Source organism: Flavobacterium humidisoli, from assembly GCF_023272795.1.
GTDB classification, from domain to species: domain Bacteria; phylum Bacteroidota; class Bacteroidia; order Flavobacteriales; family Flavobacteriaceae; genus Flavobacterium; species Flavobacterium humidisoli.
Map to the genome: position 1 here is coordinate 819,998 of NZ_CP096829.1, position 21,254 is coordinate 841,251.

The window sequence follows — 21,254 nt, forward strand, 5'->3', positions numbered from 1 at the left end:
TTTTTTTGCCACAGATTATAATGATTAAATGGATTAATCTTTTTGAATCCTTTAATCTGTGGCATTATTTTTTTGTAACATAGATTGTAGAGACGCACCGCAGTGCGTCTACACCCAGCATGTCGAAAACAAAAAGTGAAAATTATTTTTTTTGCCACAGATTATAATGATTAAATGCATTAATCTTTTCGAATCCTTTAATCTGTGGCATTATTTTTTTGCAGTTAAATTAAAATTTATAAATTTTATCAGGAGTAACGCAATAATTTAATTTGATATCCGATTCAAAAACATCATCAATCTGGCTAACAGCTTCAAAAAAAGAAAGCCCTATTTTTAAGGTTTCAGGCTTACACTCGGCAAGAAATTTATCGTAGAAACCTTTTCCGTAACCAATTCTATTTCCAAAAACATCAAAAGCTAAAAGTGGTACAAAAACTACTTCTACTTTAGTAGACGCAACTTCAATTCCGTCAACAGGTTCTGGAATATTATATTCGTTCTTTTTAATTTTGGTATTATCTGTCAATAGAAAATGCGTCATTTTTCTAGTTTCAAAATCACTTTTAGAAATCAGGATTTCTTTGTCTTTTCCAGAAAGCAAATGCAGAACAAATTCGGTGTTGACTTCTTTATGCTCTTCAATCGGAAGAAAAACATGATAATAAATTTTATCCCAAATTGGCATTTGAATCAATTGGTTTGTAATTGCCAAACTCTTCTCTTCTACTTCATCAAAAGAAAGTGCTTTGCGAAAATTTTTGTATTCTATTCGAAGTTCTTTTTTACTCGTCGGCATTGTCTGGAGTTTTAGATAAATGATAAATGGCATCGCCTTCATAGACAATTGGCGAATGATTGGCATTAATTACATAACCATCGTGCGGCGCTTTGATTTTTTGCTCAAACTTCCCAAACGGATCTGTAATAATCGCCAAGATAGTGCCTTTGGTTACAAATTTTCCGATCAGATTAAAATCATGAAGCAAACCCGAACATTTTGCTCGAAGCCAAACCGATTGTTTGATGTAAATAGAAGGTGTTAAGGCGGGCTCCATAATTTGTTTAGAATCTAACATTCCTAGATAATGGAGCAAACGTTTTGTTCCTAAAACACCATGATTTGCAATTTCATTATTGATATCTAAAGATTTTCCTCCTTCAAAAAGAAGCATTTTTACGTTGGCACTTTCAGAAGTTTTTCTAAAAGAACCGTTTATATTTTTAGAATAAAGTGTAAATGGCGCATTAAAAATATCGGCCAAAACTTTCAGTTCCGGATTATTTTCTGTGATTCTAATTTGTGGCGCATTGAATCGGCTTGCTCCGCCCGCATGAAAATCGACTGCATAATCTAAAATTGGCAAAATTTCTTCGACAATATGATAAGCAAATCTACTGGCAAGCGAACCTTTTTTACTTCCTGGAAAAACACGATTCAAGTCGCGTCCGTCTGGGAACTCGCGAGATTTATTCACAAAACCATACATGTTAATTACTGGGATACAGATTATTGTACCGCATGCAGGTCTGTTGATTTTTTTACTGATAATCTGACGAACAATTTCAACGCCGTTAATTTCGTCTCCGTGTATTCCGGCAGAAAATAAAACAGTCGGTCCTTCGTTCTTGGAACGACGAACAATAACAGGAATATTTAGTTTTGTTGTAGTATGAAGCCGAGCAATTTCGACGTTTATCGTCCTGTGTTCCCCTGGCAAAATCGATTCGCCAAAAATAACCAATGGAGTACTATTTTTCATGTAGAATTATAAAATCTAAATATAGAAATTATTCTTTTGATTTTGTAAATTTGAAACTAATTCAATGTTAAGCTTCATTTAGAAATCGGAATGGTTTTTGAAAAAAGCTTTTCGAGTATCTTCAGACATAAAAAAGAATGCAAAAACCAGCCTTAGATCTTCAAATTTTAACTTTACCAGACAATCCTGGCGTCTATCAATATTATGATAAAGACGGCAAAATCTTATATGTCGGCAAAGCTAAAAATTTAAAAAAAAGGGTTTCTTCATATTTCAATAAAATTCACGATACTGCCAAGACAAATGTACTGGTAAAAAAAATCGTAACGATAAAACACATCGTAGTTCCAACCGAAACCGATGCGCTTTTATTAGAAAATAATTTAATTAAAACACTTCAGCCACGATACAATGTTTTACTTCGTGATGACAAGACATATCCTTGGATTTGTATCAAAAAAGAACCTTTTTCTAGAATATTTTCTACCCGAAGAATGGTCAAAGACGGCTCAGAATATTTTGGCCCATACACCAATTTCAAAACGGTACACACGATTTTAGAATTAATCAAAGAATTATATCCGCTTCGAACTTGCAATTACGATTTAAGCGAATCGAATATTAATTCTGGCAAGTTTAAAGTTTGTTTGGAATATCATATTGGCAATTGTAAAGGTCCTTGCGAAGGCTTGGAACCTTTAGAAGAATACCAAAAACAAGTCAACGCCATTCGCGAAATCCTAAAAGGAAACTTCAAAGAAAGTTTAAAGGATTTCAAGAAACTGATGAACAATTATGCGCAGAATCTACAATTTGAAGAAGCGCAAAAAATAAAAGAAAAAATTGAGGTATTAGAAAACTATCAATCAAAATCGACGATTATTAATCCGAAGATCACCAATATCGATGTTTTCTCAATTGTTTCTGATGAAAGTGCCGCTTTTGTCAACTTCCTTCAGATTTCTCACGGTTCGATTATTCGTTCGCACACTTTAGAAATGAAGAAAAAGCTCGACGAAAGTGACGAAGAATTATTAGAATTGGCCATTGTAGAACTCCGTGAACGTTTTCAATTATTATCAAAAGAAATCATTGTTCCTTTTGAAATGGATTTGGGCGAAAACATCAAAACGACTGTTCCTCAACTTGGAGACAAAAAACAGATTTTAGATTTATCGATTCGAAATGCTAAATTCTATAGAATCGAACAATTGAAACAATTGCAAATTGTAGATCCAGATCGTCATGTGAAACGAATTATGGCTCAGATGCAGAAAGATTTACGTCTTCCGTCTGAACCTCGACATATCGAATGTTTTGATAACTCGAACATTCAGGGAACAAATCCTGTTGCGGCTTGCGTAGTTTTTAAAGATGGAAAACCAAGCAAAAAAGATTATCGTCATTTTAATGTCAAAACGGTTGAAGGCCCGAACGATTTTGCTTCCATGACCGAAATTGTTTATCGCCGTTACAAAAGATTGTTAGACGAAAATGAACCTCTTCCGCAGCTGATTATTATTGACGGCGGAAAAGGACAGCTTTCTGCCGCATTAAAAAGTATCGATGATTTAGGATTGCGAGGAAAAGTTGCTATTATTGGAATCGCAAAACGTTTGGAAGAGCTTTTTTATCCTGGAGATTCGATTCCGCTTTACTTGGATAAAAAATCGGAAACCTTAAAAGTCATTCAGCATTTAAGAAACGAAGCACACCGATTTGGAATTACTTTTCACAGAGACAAACGAAGTAAATCGGCACTTAATTCTTCTGTTGAAAGCATTCCTGGAATTGGCGAAAAAACCATGCTTGCATTAATACAACATTTTAAAAGTGTTAAAAGATTGAAATTGGCGACAGAAAAAGAAATTTCGGATGTTGTAGGTGTTTCTAAAGCCAAAAAAATTGTCGACTTTTACAAAACCAATTAAAATTTTTATGCGTTCATTCCAACTGTACATTTCAAAAATTTGGTTCAAAGGAGCTTCTTCGTACGCATTCTCATTTGTTTTATTGCTGACCTTTTTGTTTTCGTCAAAATCATTTTCACAGGAAACAAAAAAAGATAGTGTTAAAAGACCCAAAATAGGATTAGTTTTAAGTGGCGGCGGCGCCAAAGGTTTTGCACACATTGGAGTTTTGAAAGTTTTGGAAGAAGCTGGAATCAAAATCGACTACATTGGCGGAACCAGTATGGGATCTGTAATTGGCGGACTTTATGCTTCTGGCTACAATGCTTCTCAAATCGATTCTATTTTCAAACAAACCAATTTCGACGAGTTAATAAACGATTATATTCCGCGCTCTTCTAAGAATTTTTATGGCAAGAAGAATGACGAATTATATGCGATTGTTTTACCTTTCAGTAATTTCAGAGTAGGCATTCCAGAAGCCCTTTCAAAAGGAATGTACAATTATAATTTATTAAGCAGTTTAACTAGAAATGTACGTCACGTTCGCGATTTTAATCAACTGCCAACTCCTTTTTTATGTATTGGGACTAATATTGAAACAGGCGAAGAAGTTTTGCTCAACAAAGGAAATCTGGTTCAGGCCATGATGGCGAGTTCGGCTTTTCCTTCCCTATTTACACCCGTCGAAATTGACGGAAATTTGTTGGTTGATGGTGGCGTTGTAAATAATTATCCCATACAAGAAGTTCGCAATTTAGGTGCAGATATTATTATCGGTGTAGATGTACAAGATGATTTGCTGAAAAGAAAAAACCTGAAAAACGCTACGCGAATCTTGGTTCAGATTACCAATTTGCAGTCTATTGAAAAAATGAAAAGCAAAATAAAGGACACAGATGTTTACATCAGACCCGATATTCGTGATTTTGGAGTTATCTCGTTTGACAGAGGAGAAGAAATCATTAGAAAAGGAGAAGAAGCCGCTTTTGCAGTTTATGAAAAAATCAAAACTTTGAGTGATGAGAACAACTTTTACAAAAAGCCAAAACTAAAAGTTGAAACAGACACACTTCATATTCAAAACATAAATACAGACAAATTAGAAAACTATACCAAAGAATACATTCGTGGTAAACTTCGTTTCAAACCTGGAAGCACTATAACTTATAACGGTCTTAAAACCGGAATAAACAATTTGAATGCTACACAAAACTTTAGCACGATTTCATATTGTCTTCAGCCCAATGGAGATAAGGACGATCTTGATTTGGTTTTAAAAGAAAACCCAACTCAAACATATTTAAAACTTGGACTTCATTATGACGGACTTTATAAAAGTGGTATTTTATTAAATCTTACGCATAAAAAGACATTTATTAAAAATGATGTTACTTCTCTTGACATTATCCTAGGAGATAATTTCAGATACGATTTTAACTATTATATCGAAAATGGTTTTAATATCAGCTTTGGTTTCCGTTCCCGATTAAATCAGTTTAATCGAAATGTAACTACTAGTTTGAGCAGTGTTCTTAACGAAAATCAAAATGTCAATCTTATCAATGTTGACTTTATGGACATTAATAATCAGGCTTATTTCCAGACTATTTTTGTTCAAAAATTTTTAATGGGTGGAGGTTTAGAATATAAATATTTAAAAATCAATTCGCCAACACTTGCCAATGAAGATAATATTATAGACAAGAGCAGTTATTTTAGTGCTTTTGCTTATCTAAAATATGACTCACTCGATGAAAAATATTACCCAAGTTCTGGAATGTATTTTTCTACAGATCTGCAAACTTATATGGCGTCTTCAGATTACACCAAAACTTTTAAACCATTTTCAATTGCAAAAGCCGAAGCTTCTTATGTGAGTACTTTATTCAAAAAAGCAACATTTAAGATTGATGCCGACGCTGGTTTTACTTTCGGAAATAGCAGTGTTCCGTTTTTTGATTTTATCTTAGGAGGTTATGGTTACAGCAAAATCAATAACTTCAATTATTTTTATGGATATGACTTTTTAAGTATTGCTGGCAATAGTTACATCAAAACTGGAATTACACTCGATTACGAAATTCTTAGAAAAAACCATATTAACCTATCTGCCAATTTTGCCAATCTTGGAGACAATATTTTCTCTGGTGTCGACTGGGTTTCTATGCCAAAATATACAGGATATGCAGTTGGTTACGGTTTAGAAACCATAATTGGACCTATAGAAATCAAACAATCTTGGTCTCCAGAAATGTCAAAAAGCTTTACGTGGTTTAGTATCGGGTTTCAATTTTAGTATTATAATCGAGAATACTTCAATAAAAACAGTGTATTTTTTTACATCATAAAAATTAAATCAAAAAAACTAAGTTATTTTATAGTTATAAATAATATAATTTTTATTTTTACTCCGAAAAAATTACGACATTTGTTATAATGAAAACAAATTGGACAGGTTTATTAGAGTATCTTCAATTTCTTATTAAGAGAAATCCAGAATAATGCTTCTATCGAATTGAAATAATTAGTCAATTGAAAAAATTGAACTGATTATTCACTCTGCAATTCAAATTTTCGAATTATCTAATTTACTAATTATCTAATTGAAAAGCCATGCCATTATATCACAAACTCGGAGAATTTCCGCAAAAGCGACACACCCAATTTGAAAAACCAAACGGAGGTTTTTACTACGAACAATTGTTCGGAACCGAAGGTTTTCACGGACATTCATCATTGTCTTATCATGTACACAGACCAACGCAGGTTAAAGAAATTTTAAACTCTTATTCGGTTGAACCTAAAATTGCAATCGGAAAAAATATAAAATCACTTCTTTTTAAAGGTTTTGAATTAAAACCAGAAAATGACTTTTTAGACAGCCGAAAAGCCATGTTAGTCAATAAGGACTGTATTATTGGTTTGGCTGCTCCGAAAGAATCGCTTCGAAATTATTTCTACAAAAATGCCGATGCAGATGAAATGCTTTTCATTCACAGAGGAAAAGGAAAATTAAGAACCATGTTGGGAAATATTCCATTTGAATATGGCGATTATTTAATTATTCCGCGAGGTATTATTTATCAAATTGATTTCGAAACCGAAGACAATAGACTTTTTTACGTAGAATCATATTCTCCTTTTTACACTCCAAAACGTTATAAAAACCAATCTGGGCAGCATTTAGAACATTCTCCGTTTTGCGAGCGCGATTTTATTTTGCCAAGCGAATTGGAAACTCATGACGAAAAAGATGATTTTTTAATTAAAATCAAAAAAGAAGGAATGATTCATGAGATGGTTTATGCCACACATCCGTTTGACGTTGTAGGCTGGGACGGCTACAATTTCCCTTACGGATTTTCAATTCACAATTTCGAACCTATAACTGGACGCGTACACCAACCGCCTCCAGTGCATCAAACTTTTGAAACGGCAACTTTTGTCGTTTGTTCATTCTGCCCAAGACTTTACGATTATCATCCGAAAGCAATTCCGGCGCCATACAATCACAGCAATATAGATTCTGACGAAGTGCTCTATTATGTTGATGGCGATTTTATGAGTCGCAATAATATTGAGCAGGGTCATATTACTTTACACCCAAAAGGAATTCCACACGGACCAGCGCCGGGCGCTATGGAACGCAGTATTGGTCACAAAGAAACCCAAGAATTAGCTGTTATGGTTGATACTTTCAGACCGCTTATGGTAACGGAAGAAGCTATGGGATTGGATGATGGCAAGTATTACAAATCTTGGTGTGAATAATTAGTTAATGTGCCAATTTGATAATTAGATAATATCTTAATTCGAAAATTAGACAATTAAAAATTGTAATTTTAAACCTACAAAATAAATTATTTAATTATCAAATTAAACAATGACTTTTAACGAAAAGTATAAAGACAATGCTCTTTTAATTAAAACATTCAATTTTGCATTAAACATAATTGATTATACAAACGAACTTCAAGAACAAAAGAAATTCGTAATTGCTAATCAATTATTAAAAAGCGGAACATCAATTGGAGCAAATTCTAAAGAATCACAGAACGCAGAAAGTAAAGCAGATTTCATTCATAAATTAAAAATAGCAATTAAAGAAGCTGACGAAACTGAATATTGGTTGTTTTTATGTGATGCACACAAAGAATATCCAAATTGCAAACATTTATTAAATGATCTTTCTGAAATTTTAAAAATTTTAAATAAAATAATATCAACATCTAAGAGGAATTAGAAATTAGAAAATGTGTCAATTAGTAAATTGATCCAATTGAAACATTTCAAAAATTATCTCATTTTCTCATTATCAAATTATCTAATTATGAAACAAGTAAAATCAGTAGAATACGGATTAGAAAAAATCTTTGAAGGAGCACAAGATTTCCTTCCATTATTAGGAACAGATTATGTAGAATTTTATGTAGGGAATGCAAAACAGTCTGCGCATTATTATAAAACTGCTTTCGGATATCAGTCATTGGCTTATGCCGGATTAGAAACTGGAGTAAAAGACAAAGCATCTTATGTTTTAAAGCAGGACAAAATCAGAATTGTTTTAACAACGCCTTTAACAGCAGATTCTCCAATAAACGAACATTTAAAAAAACATGGCGACGGTGTAAAAGTTGCAGCTCTTTGGGTTGAAGACGCTACAAAATCTTACGAAGAAACCATGAAACGTGGTGCGCGTTCTTTTATGGAACCCACTGTAGAAGAAGATGAATTTGGACAAGTGATTCGTTCTGGAATTTACACTTACGGAGAAACGGTTCATATTTTCGTTGAAAGAAAAAACTATAATGGTGTTTTCCTTCCAGGTTATAAAGAATGGAAATCTGATTACAATCCAGAACCAACGGGTTTAAAATACATTGACCACATGGTTGGAAATGTTGGTTGGAACGAAATGAATACTTGGGTAAAATTCTATGAAGATGTAATGGGATTTGTAAATTTCCTATCTTTTGATGACAAACAAATTACTACAGAGTATTCTGCTTTGATGAGTAAAGTAATGTCTAATGGAAACGGAAGAATTAAATTCCCAATTAACGAACCGGCAGAAGGAAAGAAAAAATCTCAAATTGAAGAATATTTAGATTTCTATGGCGGACCTGGAATTCAGCATATTGCTATTGCTACAGATGATATTATTAAAACTGTATCACAACTGAGAGCACGCGGTGTTGAATTTTTATCAGCTCCTCCACATACTTATTACCAGGCAATTCCTGAAAGATTAGGTGTTCATATGGACATGATGAAAGAAGATATCAATGAAATCGAAAAACTGGCGATCATGGTCGATGCCGACGAAGATGGTTACTTATTACAGATTTTTACAAAGCCAGTTCAAGACAGACCGACGCTTTTCTTCGAAATTATTCAAAGAATGGGTGCAAAAGGGTTCGGTGCAGGTAACTTTAAAGCCCTTTTTGAGTCCATCGAAAGAGAGCAAGAATTGAGAGGAACGCTATAAAATGTTAATTTTAATGCACAAAACAGCATAATTCACCAAAAAACGATGCTTTTTTTGCAAATGTTATGTTAAACTTGACTTTTGCTATTTTATTTTTGAACTTTCTATCTATCTTTGCACCGCAAATCAGGAAGGGGTGGTTTCCTTCCGAATTGATATAAATTTCATAATTTATAGTTTTTTGGTTAGTTAATAGCATAAAAACTCAGTCATTCTTGACTGAGTTTTTTTGTTTTGGTACATTTGGAATAGAATTTGCATTTGTCTATCTTTATAATAAAATGTAAAGAATGTACTATGAAAAAGCTCATCCTCACTATATTAGCACTAACAACACTCTCATTTGCGCCTCAAAAAGAAGATGCCTTCGATACTGGAGAATATTTCAAATTTAGAATACATTACGGAATTGTAAATGCTGGCTATGCTACTCTTGAAGTTAAAGACGCCACGATAAACAACAAAAAGGTATACCACTCTGTTGGAAAAGGTTACACAACTGGAATGTCTAAATTTTTCTTTAAAGTAGAAGATTTATACGAAAGTTACTTTGACAAAGAAACAGGAAAACCCTATCGTTATGTTAGAAAAATTGACGAAGGTGGCTACACCAAAAATCAAGAAGGATTTTTCAATCAGGCAGAAAATAGAGTTTTAGTAAAAGACTATAAAAGAAAATCAGAAAAAACGATCCTAGTATCAGAAGATGTACAAGATATTGTATCGGCATTTTACTTTTTGAGAAACCATCCAAATATCGATAAACTTAAATCTGGTGAAGCTATTACAATCGACATGTTTTTTGATGAAGAAATCACAAAATTTAAGTTAAAATTTGTAGGCCGTCAAGATATTACGACTAAATTTGGAACCGTTTCTACTATGGTCTTTAAGCCATTGGTACAGACAGGAAGAGTATTTAAAGAAAAAGAGAGCTTAACACTCTGGATAACAGACGATGTAAACAAAGTTCCTATTAGAATTAAAGCAGATTTGGCCGTCGGATCGCTTAAGGCAGATCTTGATGATTATAAAGGATTAAAAAGTCCACTTAAAGTAAAAAAATAATGAACCCTACAGATAATTCTGAAGCACTTTTAAAAGAAATTGATCTTAAATTTCAAGCCATAAATCAAAAAACTGATGTTCAATTAGAAGGATTGCTTTGGGCCAAACCTATCACTTATTGGGATTACATTCAAACTGATGCCTTATTAAATTTACAAATTCAGCGCACCACGCTTCCTGACGAAATGGTTTTTATCATGTACCATCAGGTAAACGAATTGATTTTTAAAATGATTCTGTGGGAAATTGATCAGATTGCTGACACAGAAAAAATTCAAGTTGATTTTTTTAGCGAAAGACTATCAAGAATCACAAGATATTTTGACATGCTTACCAACTCTTTCAGTATTATGGAAAATGGTATGGAAGTAGATCAATACATGAAATTTAGAAACACGCTTACTCCTGCCAGCGGATTCCAGAGCGCTCAATATAGAATGATCGAATTTGCTTCGACTGATGTGATCAATTTGACAGACCGCAGATACAAAGCAAACTTTGACGAAAATACCGATTTAGAAACTAGCTTTGAACATCTTTATTGGCAAGCTGCCGGAAAAGATTATCATACTGGCGAAAAATCATATTTGCTAAATGAGTTTGAGAAAAAGTACAAAGAGCAGTTTTTAAGACAAATGGCTTCTTTTAAAACAAAAAACCTTTGGCAAAAATTCATTCAATTACCTATTGAAGACCAACAAAATACAGAACTAATTGCAGCAATGCGCCATTACGACAAAACGGTAAACATTACTTGGGTAATGCAACACCTTAATACGGCTAGAAAATACATTTTGGAAAGCGGAAAAGGTAACGGGGAAGCTACTGGAGGAAGTGATTGGCAAAAATATATGCACCCAAAATACCAAAGACGCATCTTTTTTCCTAAATTGTGGACCGAAGAAGAATTGTCCAATTGGGGAAATGAAACCGAAATTTAATTTCACCACAAAAAAATATTAAAAGTTTGAAAAAAGCAGTCGTAATTTTAATTGTCTTGTTTTCTATTTTTTCATGTAAAAAAGCAGAAGAAAAAGTAGAAGCAAAAATTACTAAACCAACAACCAAAAAAATAGAATTCGGTTTTAATTACGCAGACTTTAATGTTGTTAATGATACTATTTCAAAAGGAGATTCTTTTGGCTCAATACTTCAAAGTCAAAATATTGGAGACAAAAAAGTACATGATATTGTTGAGCAGGTAAAAGATTCTTTCAATGTTAGAAGTATTCGTTACGGCAAACCCTTTACTTTGCTTCGCGCCAAAAACAAAACCAACAATCTGGAAGTTTTTATTTATCAGCCAGATGCGTTAAGTTATTATGTTATTGATTTAAGAGACAGCATTGCCAAAGCTTATAAAAAAATAAAACCTGTTACTTTAAAAAGAAAGATAATCGGCGGTGTTTTAAAAAGCTCATTATCTGAAACTTTAGGAAACGAAAGTGTAGAAACAGCATTGGCGAGTAGAATCACAAAAGTATTTTCTTGGTCTATTGACTTTTTTAAACTTAAAAAAGGAGATCGCTACGGGCTAATTTTCACGGAACGTTTTATAAACGGAAAGACATATGACGGCGTCGAAGAACTAGAAGCCGCCTTTTTTGAATATAAAGGTAAAATCGTTTACGCCTTTCCTTTTGAAAGAGATACGACTTCTGGAAAAATAGAATATTATGATGACGAGGGGAAAACACTTAAAAACTTCTTCTTAAAAACTCCAATCAAATTCAGCCGAATCACTTCTAGGTTCACAATGAATAGATTTCACCCAGTGCAGCACACTTGGAAAGCGCACAAAGGAACGGATTATGCCGCTCCGACTGGAACACCAATTTCAACAACCGCTTCTGGAGTTGTAGAAACTACTGGATACACAGCAGGAAACGGAAACTTTGTAAAAGTAAAACACAACGGAACCTATTCTACCCAATATTTACACATGTCTAAAATCTTGGTTCGCCGCGGGCAGCGCGTAACACAAGGACAGACAATTGGTTTGGTCGGCAGTACAGGTTTAGCTTCTGGCCCTCACGTTTGTTACCGTTTCTGGAAAAATGGCGTTCAAGTAGATGCACTTAGATTAAATCTTCCAACTGGGGAATCTTTGACAGGAAACGACAGGACTCGTTTCATGAAACAGATTGAGCCTTTGAAAAGAGAACTGGATAGTATTGGGAATCTATAATTCATCCACTTTTATATTTTCTTTAAATCGAAAGTCATGAAAAATGAACGTCTTAAAAGCATTTACCATGAAACCTTTTCAGGACTAAAATTATTTTACAGAGATACTAATCTTTCAGAAGATTTAATTTCAAAATATAAAATTGGTCAAATCATTCAAGAAAAAGGCTTTACCGATATGAGTTCTATTGGTGGTGGTCTTTCTGGAAATTTGAGATATTTAATTGCAAGTTCTCACCCCAAAGATTTGTCAAAATTTAATCCTAATTCGGCAAAAATTGGCCATTTTCTTTTAGATTCTATTGCTTATTTTAAAGTATTAGATATTCAGAAAATTGATAATAAAACTCAAGTGTTTCTTTTAAACATCCCAGATAATTCAATTTCACTTTTTAAAAATTCATCTTCAAATTTAGAAGAAGAAATTATAGAAAAAGCTCAAAAACGCTTTCGCGAAAAAATCGATTTGCCTTCAGTTTCAGAATTACAAACTGAGAATTGGAAAGAAAGAACAAAATCTCCACTTGGGATGAGCGACATCGGCGAATTATTTTTTGATGATTCTAAAATTAAAACAGAATCTCCGAAAAGAATTGATGTTGATATTATGAAGAAAGTCATAGAAATCAACAAAAAACCTTGGTGGAAGTTTTGGTAAAATCATCATTTCATAATCTCACTAAATAATGAAACAAATTTTTCTACTACTTTCATCAATAATAGTAATTGGATGTTCCAGTCCAAAAGTTTTCATATTAGATGATAATGAAGAAGGCAAATATTTTGTTCAGAAATTAGTCAATACTGCTTTTGAAAAAGATTTAATTGGAAAATCACCTTTGATTGTCATAAATGGAATTCCTTTTCAATACAATAAGGAACAAGACACAATCTTATTACCTTTAAAAAAATCTGAGATTGCTAATTTGGATTTTTTAAACCAAAATAGCAGCCGTATAATTTACAATGAAAAGGAAAATGATGGCGCCATCATCATAACTTCAAAAGTCCGAAACTAAAACCTAAAAAACGTTTTCGTAACTAATTGTTATATAATCTCGAACCTTTATCCTTTTAAAAGTTATTTCAGTATTTTTGTGTTTCATAGAACAAACTCAATTATAGATAAAAATGGCTTTAAACACAACAAACCCAACTGGGACTGAAGCGTGGAAAAATCTGCAAAACCACTATAACGCAATTCACGAAACCACTATACAAGAATTGTTTCAACAAGATAGTGCCCGCGTTGAAAAATTCAACCTGCAATGGAATGACTTTTTAGTAGATTATTCTAAAAACAATATCAGTCAGGAAACTGTTTCTCTTTTATTAGAGCTGGCAAATTCAATTGGACTGAAAGATGCAATCGCACAATATTTTGGAGGAGAATTAATCAATAAAACGGAAAATCGTGCAGTTTTACATACAGCATTACGTGCTCCAGAATCGGCAGTTATTAAAGTTGACGGAGAAAATGTAATTCCTGAGGTTTACGAAGTAAAAAATAAAATCAAAAACTTTACTCAAGAAGTAATTTCTGGAGAAAGAAAAGGATATACTGGAAAAGCTTTTACTGATGTTGTCAATATCGGAATCGGTGGTTCTGACCTTGGTCCGGTTATGGCGGTTGAAGCTTTACAATTTTACAAAAATCATTTGAATCTTCATTTTGTTTCAAATGTAGACGGTGATCATGTTAATGAAGTCATCAAAAAATTAAATCCTGAAACTACTTTATTTGTAATTGTTTCTAAAACTTTTACAACTCAAGAAACACTTTCAAATTCAGAAACTATCAAAGAATGGTTTTTGAAATCGGCTACACAGGAAGATATTGCGAAACACTTTGCAGCGGTTTCTACTAATATTCAAAAAGTAACAGAGTTTGGAATTAATCCAGACAATGTTTTCCCAATGTGGGACTGGGTTGGAGGAAGATTTTCTCTTTGGAGCGCAGTTGGTTTAAGCATCGCTTTAGCAATTGGTTTTGATAACTACAACCAATTACTGGTTGGAGCAAATGAAATGGATGAGCATTTTAAATCTGCAGAATTTGACGAAAACATTCCGGTTATTTTGGCTTTATTAAGCGTTTGGTACAATAATTTTTATGGTGCCGAAAGCGAAGCTTTGATTCCGTACACACAATATTTATCAAAATTAGCTCCTTACTTGCAGCAAGCAACTATGGAAAGTAACGGAAAAAGTGTTGGCCGTGATGGCAAACCTGTTAATTACCAAACTGGAACAATTATCTGGGGAGAACCAGGAACAAATTCGCAGCACGCTTTCTTTCAATTGATTCACCAAGGAACAAAAAGAATTCCAACAGACTTTATCGGATTTGTAAAACCTCTTTATGGCAATGAAGATCACCACGATAAATTAATGTCAAATTTCTTTGCTCAAACAGAAGCTTTAATGAATGGCAAAACTCCATCTCAAGTTCAAGCAGAATTTGACAAACAAGGACTTGCTGCTGAAAAAGCGTCATACTTATTACCATTTAAAGTTTTTACAGGAAACAAACCCACTAATACAATTTTAATTCAAAAACTTACTCCAAAAAGCTTAGGATCTTTGATTGCATTGTACGAACACAAGATTTTTGTTCAAGGTGTTATCTGGAACATTTTTAGTTTTGATCAATGGGGAGTTGAATTAGGTAAGCAATTAGCAAATTCAATCTTAGATGAAATCAATTCTAAAACTGTTAAAAATCACGATAGCTCTACTTCATTTTTGTTAAAGCATTTCTTAAAAAACAAATAGAAACATTGGCTTAAATATTTTATAACTTTTGAAACGTCCTAATTACTAGTAAAATTAGGACGTTTTTTGTATAAAATTCCGACAAAAGACAGAAAAATCCGCTCATTTACAATTTTGACATTGCTTGACTATTAAAATAATTACATTTTTAACAAAAAAGCATTGCATTAATTCAACAAATCAATATTTTTTCTAATAAAAAGAGAAAAATTCATTTTAATGCGCAGCACAAAAAGCAAAACTTGTTTTTCTTAACATTTCGATAACATTATCTGAGTTATTTGTTATAATTTTGCCAAAAACAATAAACTCAATAACAAAATGAAGAAAATGAAAAATTGGTTACTGACCGGACTATTCTTTATGATAGTTTCAACCGTATTTTCTCAAGGAAAAGTTACTGGTAAAATTACCGACGGAACAGGTGGATTACCAGGAGCAAATGTAGTGATCAAAGGATCTACTACAGCAACTTCAACAGATTTTGATGGTAAATTTACTCTTACTTCAACATCAAGCACAGGAGAGATTGTTATCTCTTTCTTAGGTTATGACAACCAAACTGTGAAATTTAATGTGTCAAATGGCGCAACTACAAATTTAGGAACTATTACTTTGGTTTCTAACTCAAACGAATTGAGCGAGATCGTAGTTAAAAGTAGCACAGTAGATATTGCAAAAGACAGAAAAACTCCTGTTGCAGTATCAACAATTAAAGCTTCTGAAATTCAGGCAAAACTAGGAAACCAAGAACTTCCTGAAATGTTAAAAAGCACTCCATCTGTTTATGTAACTAAATCTGGTGGTGGATTTGGAGATTCTAGAATCACGATTCGTGGATTTAGCCAAAACAACGTTGCAGTAATGGTTAACGGTATGCCAGTTAACGACATGGAAAACGGTGCTGTTTACTGGAGTAACTGGGCAGGTTTATCTGATGTTACTTCTTTCATTCAAGTACAAAGAGGTTTAGGTTCTTCAAAATTAGCTATTGCTTCTGTGGGAGGTACTATGAACTACGTAACTAAAGCTTCAGATTTAAAGCAAGGTGGTACTGTTGGTACTTCTTTTGGTAACGATAATTTCTTCAAATCTAACGTTGCTTACAACACAGGAAAATTAGACAGCGGATTCTCTGCTTCTGTTTTATACAGCCACACTCAAGGTGACGGATATGTAGATGGAACTCAATTTAACGGAGATAACTACTATGTAGCTCTTGGTTATACTACAAAAAATAACAAACACGATTTCCAATTTACAGTTACTGGTGCTCCCCAATGGCACGATCAAAGATCTACATTTATCACTATAGCACAATACCAACAATATGGTTCTGTGTCTGATCCGAACATTAAATATAACTCTGATTGGGGTTACAAAGATGGTCAAGCATTTAACATGGTAAGAAACTATTACCATAAGCCAGTTGTTTCATTGAACTATGATTTCCAAATTAACGAAACATCTAAATTATCTACTGTAGGTTACGTTTCTTTCGGACGTGGAGGAGGATCTAGAGGAGCTGGTTTCATCAAAGGATTAAACTATGCTAACAGTGCATTCAGAACTGCAAACGGTTTAATTGATTATGACAAAATCGTAGCTTACAACTCAGGTCAAACTGTAAACATCAACGGAGTTGCTTCTACTCGTACAACAACTGGTACAAGTGGTGAGTACAGAAACACTGCACTTACAGGAAACAATACTACAAATGGTATTTCTCAAATTTCATCTGTTAACTCTCACAACTGGTATGGTGCAATTGTTAACTTCAACAAAAAATTCTCAGACAATTTAACTTGGGATCTTGGAATTGACGTAAGAGGATACAAAGGTCTTCACTACCAAAACGTAAACAACTTATTAGGAGGAGATTCATTCGCTGATAATTTTGATGTGAATAATCCAAATAGAGTTTTATACGGAACATACACTACATACCCAGCTTGGAATGTATTCAAAAGCACTGACAAAGAAGAAAAAATCAACTTCAACAATGACGGTGACGTAAGATGGTATGGTGGATTTACTCAATTAGAGTATACTTCAGATAAATTTACTGCATTCGTACAAGGTGCGCTTTCTCAACAAGGATTCAAAAGAGTTGATTACTTCAAATACTTATCTTCTGATCCATTATCTAGTACAGATTACGAAAACATCTTAGGTGGTAACGTAAAAGGTGGTGTGAACTATAACATCAACGAACACCATAATGTTTTTGTTAACTCAGGATACTACTCAAAACAACCATTCTTTAATGCAGTTTACCCAAACAACGCATCTCTTGTAAATGGTAACTTGACAAACGAAAAAATCTTCGGTATTGAAGCTGGTTACGGATTACGTACAAGCAAATTCACTGCAAACGTAAACTTATACCGTACTTCTTGGAAAGACAGATACCAAAGACAAAATGACGGAGCTGCAGACAACCCTGGAGGTTACTATGACTTCGCTGGAATTACAGAGATCCACTCAGGTATCGAGATCGATGCTACTGCAAAAGTACTTGACAAACTTACTATTACAGGTATGCTATCTCTTGGAGATTGGAAATATGACGGAACAAGTACAAGTAACCGTTACGATTCAGCAAACAACCCTGTTGCTGGAGGAACTGCTACAACATTATACCTTGACGGTGTAAGAGTTGGTGATGCTGCTCAAACAACTGCTGCTTTAGGAGCAACTTACGAAATTTTACCTCGTTTTACTGTAGATGCAAACTACAACTATGTTGACAAATTGTATGCTGCTATCTCTCCAGGAAACTTTACTAAAGAAGATAACAGAGGAGCATTACAATTACCATCTTACGGTACTGCTGATGCTGGATTATCTTACAAATTGTTAGTTGGTAAAAACAAAAGCAACTCAGTAGGTTTCAGATTAAATGTAAACAACCTTTTTGATTACACTTACATTGCTGAAGCAAAAACAAATATATTTGCTGCTGATGTTCCTACTGTTTCAACTTACAAAGGTATTGCTACTACAAACCAAGTATACTTTGGTTTCGGTAGAACTTGGAACTTCGCATTACGTTACGATTTCTAAGAATTTAGAATCTAAATAAATAATAAAAACGGCATTGACTTTTAAGTTTAATGCCGTTTTTTTATAGCCTTTTTTGTTATATTTGTTTTTGAACAAAAAACACAGTTTATGTATAATTTTCTACAAAAATTTCACTCTGGCTGGGCGTACTTGGCATTGCTTCTTTTAGTAATTGCAGTTGTTAACGCTATCATCGGAGTAACTTCAAAAAAAGAATTTACTGGTAAGGATCGTAAAATCGCTTTATTTGCTTTAATTGGCACACACACTCAATTATTGATTGGTTTAATCTTATATTTTGTTTCTCCATTAGGAAAAGCAGCATTTGGACAAATGTCTAATGCAGAATTAAGATTAACATCATTAGAACACCCTCTAATTAATATTATTGCAATCATCTTGATTACTATCGGATGGTCTAAACATAAAAAATTAATCAATAGCGAAGCTAAATTTAAAACCTTTGCTATTTTTTACGGATTAGGATTATTGCTTATTTTAAGTAGAATTCCTTGGAACCTTTGGTTCTAAAAAATACCAATTAAAAGCCCTTAATCAGGGCTTTTTTTATCTCGGCATATTATTTGTACAAACTCCCCCCAAGTCTGAAAAAGAATAACCCATGAGAAATAAAAAGAACATTTTATTCGCCACAATCGCTTTAACCCTAATTAGCGGCTTTACGTATGTCATAAGCCAGACCAAACCTACAACAGAACCTAAAATCATTCAAGACACTGTTAAAAATGTAAAACCAGCTATTATCCCTTTGCCGGATTCTGTTTTTACTGACAAAGGTTTAAAACTAAGGCCATACAAGAAAAACGCTCATGCTTCCTACTACGCAGATCGTTTTAATGGAAAAAGAACCGCTAATGGAAGTAGATTTAACAACAACAACTATACTGCAGCTCACAAAAAACTTCCCTTTGGAACTAGAGTTAAAGTTACTAATGAAGCCAATGGCAAATTCGTTATCGTAAAAATTACAGACCGTGGACCTTTTGTAAAGACCCGCGAAATCGATTTGTCCAAAAGAGCTTTTATGGACATTACAAAACACAAAGGTGCCGGAGCTATGAAGGTTACCATTGAAACCATAATCGAATAAAAAAAGTCCCGCTTAAAGCGGGATTTTTTTTTAAACCAATTTTCTTAATGCCATTATAACTCCAGTATGAAGCCCTTCGTGGTAATTATTAAAATCTAAAGCTCCTTGAACATGACGAAGCGTGAAACCGATACTTGTAGTATATTCATGGTAATCAACAAAAAGTCCGCTTTCAAAATCATTTTTTGTTTTTTCTAATGTTGTTGAAAGCAATGTTCGAATCTCATCAACTTCAGCTTGAGAAACATCCCCTTCTGGTTTGGTTCCTTTTCTGTATTTGTTAATGAAATCTTCAGAAACCATTGTCGGAAGGCCCGATAATTTATAAACCAAAACCTGCTGCGACGAAATACAATGACCTATATTCCAAATAATATTGTTGCTAAAACCATCTGGAACTTTGTTTAGTTGCTCTAACGAATGACTATCTAAGATTTTTAAAAGAATTTCTCTAATAGTTTTCTGTACATCAAAAACTGAACTCATAAATTTTATTTTTTTTTCTAAAAATACTCATTTTTACGTTTCAAATGGATTTTCTTTGCATTCTAACAAATTCTGAAAATGATGAATAAAATATACTATTTAGCGTCTTGCGATACGTGCAGAAAAATTATCAAAAGTTTACCTCAAAACAATTTGGTTTTTCATGATATTAAACAAGACCCAATTACAGAAGCCGAACTGGAAGAAATGCACAAACTTGCAGGGAGTTACGAAGCATTATTCAGTAAAAAAGCACAATTATACAAGTCAATGGATTTGAAAAACAAGTCTTTGACCGAAGCCGATTTTAAAAAATACATTTTAGAGCATTATACTTTCTTAAGCCGTCCGGTTTTTATTATTAACGGAAAAATTTACATTGGCAACAGCCAAAAAAATGTAGCCGAAGTTATAAATGCACTAACGTAAGAATAACCGCAGATTTTGATCTATAAAACTGATTCACAATTTACAACGTAAAGCATCAAACTTTTATTTATCTTTGCGCCTTTATACTCAATTATATGATACAATCTATGACAGGGTTTGGCAAAGCTTCTTTGCAATTGCCTACAAAAAAAATCACCGTTGAAGTAAAATCTCTAAACTCTAAAGGTTTAGATTTAAATGTAAGAATGCCATCGGTTTACCGTGAGATGGAACTTGGATTGCGAACTCTTATTTCGACTAAGTTGGAAAGAGGAAAAATTGATTTTGCAATCTATGTAGAAAGTACTGCAGAACAAACTTCAACTAAAGTAAATGTGCCTGTCGTAAAAAATTATATTGCGCAGTTAAAAGAAGTAAATCCAGATGCTGATGAAACTGAATTAATGAAAATGGCCGTTCGTATGCCTGACACATTAAAAACAGAACGTGAAGAAATTGACGAGAATGACTGGGAGCAGATTCAGGTTATTATTGATGAAGCACTTCAAAATATTTTAAACTTCCGTAAAGACGAAGGAGAATCTCTTGAAAAAGAATTCAATTTAAGAATTGGAAACATTCGTCAATTCATGAATGATACATTGGCACTTGATCCAGAACGCGTACAAGCAATTAAAGATCGTCTTCAGACTGCAATTTCAGAATTACAGGTAAATGTTGACGAAAACCGTTTTGAACAGGAATTAATTTATTATTTAGAGAAATTAGATATTACTGAAGAAAAAGTACGTTTAGGCAATCATTTAGATTACTTTATAGAAACTCTTAATGGAACCGAAGCTAATGGACGAAAACTTGGTTTCATTACTCAAGAAATGGGACGCGAAATCAATACAATGGGTTCTAAATCGAATCATGCACAAATGCAGAAATTGGTCGTGATGATGAAGGATGAACTAGAGAAGATTAAGGAGCAAGTATTGAATGTTCTTTAAAGATGAAATATT

19 protein-coding genes are annotated in these 21,254 nt (G+C 33.3%); 16 read left to right on the forward strand and 3 right to left on the reverse strand.

Annotated features, from left to right (window positions below):
- Positions 1-229 precede the first annotated feature (229 nt).
- Together M0M44_RS03885 and M0M44_RS03890 are read right to left on the reverse strand one after the other, a co-directional pair.
- Complete coding sequence (locus tag M0M44_RS03885; RefSeq protein WP_248728582.1) at positions 230-799, reverse strand: 5-formyltetrahydrofolate cyclo-ligase; 570 nt, start codon at positions 797-799, stop codon at positions 230-232.
- Positions 786-1,763, reverse strand: coding sequence for a succinylglutamate desuccinylase/aspartoacylase family protein (locus tag M0M44_RS03890; RefSeq protein ID WP_248728583.1), 978 nt, complete (start codon positions 1,761-1,763; stop codon positions 786-788). Before M0M44_RS03890 ends, M0M44_RS03885 begins: the two co-directional genes overlap by 14 nt.
- A 137-nt stretch (positions 1,764-1,900) precedes the next feature.
- Here M0M44_RS03890 and uvrC point away from each other — a divergent pair, with 137 nt between their 5' ends.
- The 14 genes from uvrC to M0M44_RS03960 all read left to right on the forward strand — a co-directional run bounded on the left by uvrC (position 1,901) and on the right by M0M44_RS03960 (position 19,371).
- Positions 1,901-3,694 (forward strand): excinuclease ABC subunit UvrC, encoded by a 1,794-nt coding sequence (gene uvrC, locus M0M44_RS03895; protein ID WP_248728584.1) that lies wholly within the window; start codon positions 1,901-1,903, stop codon positions 3,692-3,694.
- A 7-nt stretch (positions 3,695-3,701) separates the two neighbouring features.
- A complete protein-coding gene (locus M0M44_RS03900; protein ID WP_248728585.1) occupies positions 3,702-5,972 on the forward strand; it encodes a patatin-like phospholipase family protein in 2,271 nt (756 codons plus the stop codon).
- A 317-nt stretch (positions 5,973-6,289) separates the two neighbouring features.
- The gene (locus M0M44_RS03905) at positions 6,290-7,447 is read left to right on the forward strand and encodes a homogentisate 1,2-dioxygenase (RefSeq protein WP_248728586.1); all 1,158 of its coding nucleotides are present in this window, start codon (positions 6,290-6,292) and stop codon (positions 7,445-7,447) included.
- 112 nt (positions 7,448-7,559) lie between these two features.
- Positions 7,560-7,919, forward strand: coding sequence for a four helix bundle protein (locus M0M44_RS03910; RefSeq protein ID WP_248728587.1), 360 nt, complete (start codon positions 7,560-7,562; stop codon positions 7,917-7,919).
- Positions 7,920-8,003: 84 nt separating this feature from the next.
- Positions 8,004-9,164 carry a 4-hydroxyphenylpyruvate dioxygenase gene (gene hppD / locus M0M44_RS03915; RefSeq protein WP_248729984.1) on the forward strand — a complete coding sequence of 387 codons (1,161 nt, stop codon included), beginning with the start codon at positions 8,004-8,006 and terminating at the stop codon, positions 9,162-9,164.
- A 297-nt stretch (positions 9,165-9,461) separates the two neighbouring features.
- Positions 9,462-10,232: a DUF3108 domain-containing protein gene (locus tag M0M44_RS03920; RefSeq protein ID WP_248728588.1), complete on the forward strand. Its 771-nt coding sequence runs from the start codon at positions 9,462-9,464 to the stop codon at positions 10,230-10,232.
- Complete coding sequence (locus M0M44_RS03925; protein ID WP_248728589.1) at positions 10,232-11,173, forward strand: tryptophan 2,3-dioxygenase family protein; 942 nt, start codon at positions 10,232-10,234, stop codon at positions 11,171-11,173. Before M0M44_RS03920 ends, M0M44_RS03925 begins: the two co-directional genes overlap by 1 nt.
- A 26-nt stretch (positions 11,174-11,199) precedes the next feature.
- Positions 11,200-12,420 carry a peptidoglycan DD-metalloendopeptidase family protein gene (locus tag M0M44_RS03930; protein ID WP_248728590.1) on the forward strand — a complete coding sequence of 407 codons (1,221 nt, stop codon included), beginning with the start codon at positions 11,200-11,202 and terminating at the stop codon, positions 12,418-12,420.
- 36 nt (positions 12,421-12,456) lie between these two features.
- Entirely contained in the window at positions 12,457-13,077 is a 621-nt protein-coding gene (locus M0M44_RS03935; RefSeq protein WP_248728591.1) for a hypothetical protein, read from the forward strand.
- Positions 13,078-13,105: 28 nt separating this feature from the next.
- Positions 13,106-13,438, forward strand: a complete 333-nt coding sequence (locus M0M44_RS03940) for a hypothetical protein (RefSeq protein ID WP_248728592.1) — start codon at positions 13,106-13,108, stop codon at positions 13,436-13,438.
- Between the two features lie 112 nt (positions 13,439-13,550).
- Entirely contained in the window at positions 13,551-15,194 is a 1,644-nt protein-coding gene (pgi, locus tag M0M44_RS03945) for a glucose-6-phosphate isomerase (RefSeq protein WP_248728593.1), read from the forward strand.
- A 321-nt stretch (positions 15,195-15,515) separates the two neighbouring features.
- Positions 15,516-18,260: a TonB-dependent receptor gene (locus M0M44_RS03950; RefSeq protein ID WP_248728594.1), complete on the forward strand. Its 2,745-nt coding sequence runs from the start codon at positions 15,516-15,518 to the stop codon at positions 18,258-18,260.
- A gap of 108 nt (positions 18,261-18,368) precedes the next feature.
- Complete coding sequence (locus M0M44_RS03955) at positions 18,369-18,791, forward strand: hypothetical protein (RefSeq protein WP_248728595.1); 423 nt, start codon at positions 18,369-18,371, stop codon at positions 18,789-18,791.
- 91 nt (positions 18,792-18,882) lie between these two features.
- Positions 18,883-19,371 (forward strand): septal ring lytic transglycosylase RlpA family protein, encoded by a 489-nt coding sequence (locus M0M44_RS03960; protein WP_248728596.1) that lies wholly within the window; start codon positions 18,883-18,885, stop codon positions 19,369-19,371.
- Positions 19,372-19,401: 30 nt separating this feature from the next.
- Here M0M44_RS03960 and M0M44_RS03965 read toward each other — a convergent pair whose 3' ends face one another.
- Positions 19,402-19,857, reverse strand: coding sequence for a DinB family protein (locus tag M0M44_RS03965; RefSeq protein WP_248728597.1), 456 nt, complete (start codon positions 19,855-19,857; stop codon positions 19,402-19,404).
- Positions 19,858-19,938: 81 nt separating this feature from the next.
- Between M0M44_RS03965 and M0M44_RS03970 the strand changes: the two genes are divergently transcribed.
- Together M0M44_RS03970 and M0M44_RS03975 are read left to right on the forward strand one after the other, a co-directional pair.
- Complete coding sequence (locus tag M0M44_RS03970) at positions 19,939-20,286, forward strand: arsenate reductase family protein (protein WP_248729985.1); 348 nt, start codon at positions 19,939-19,941, stop codon at positions 20,284-20,286.
- 95 nt (positions 20,287-20,381) lie between these two features.
- Positions 20,382-21,242, forward strand: a complete 861-nt coding sequence (locus tag M0M44_RS03975; protein WP_111425235.1) for a YicC/YloC family endoribonuclease — start codon at positions 20,382-20,384, stop codon at positions 21,240-21,242.
- The last annotated feature ends 12 nt before the right edge of the window (positions 21,243-21,254 follow it).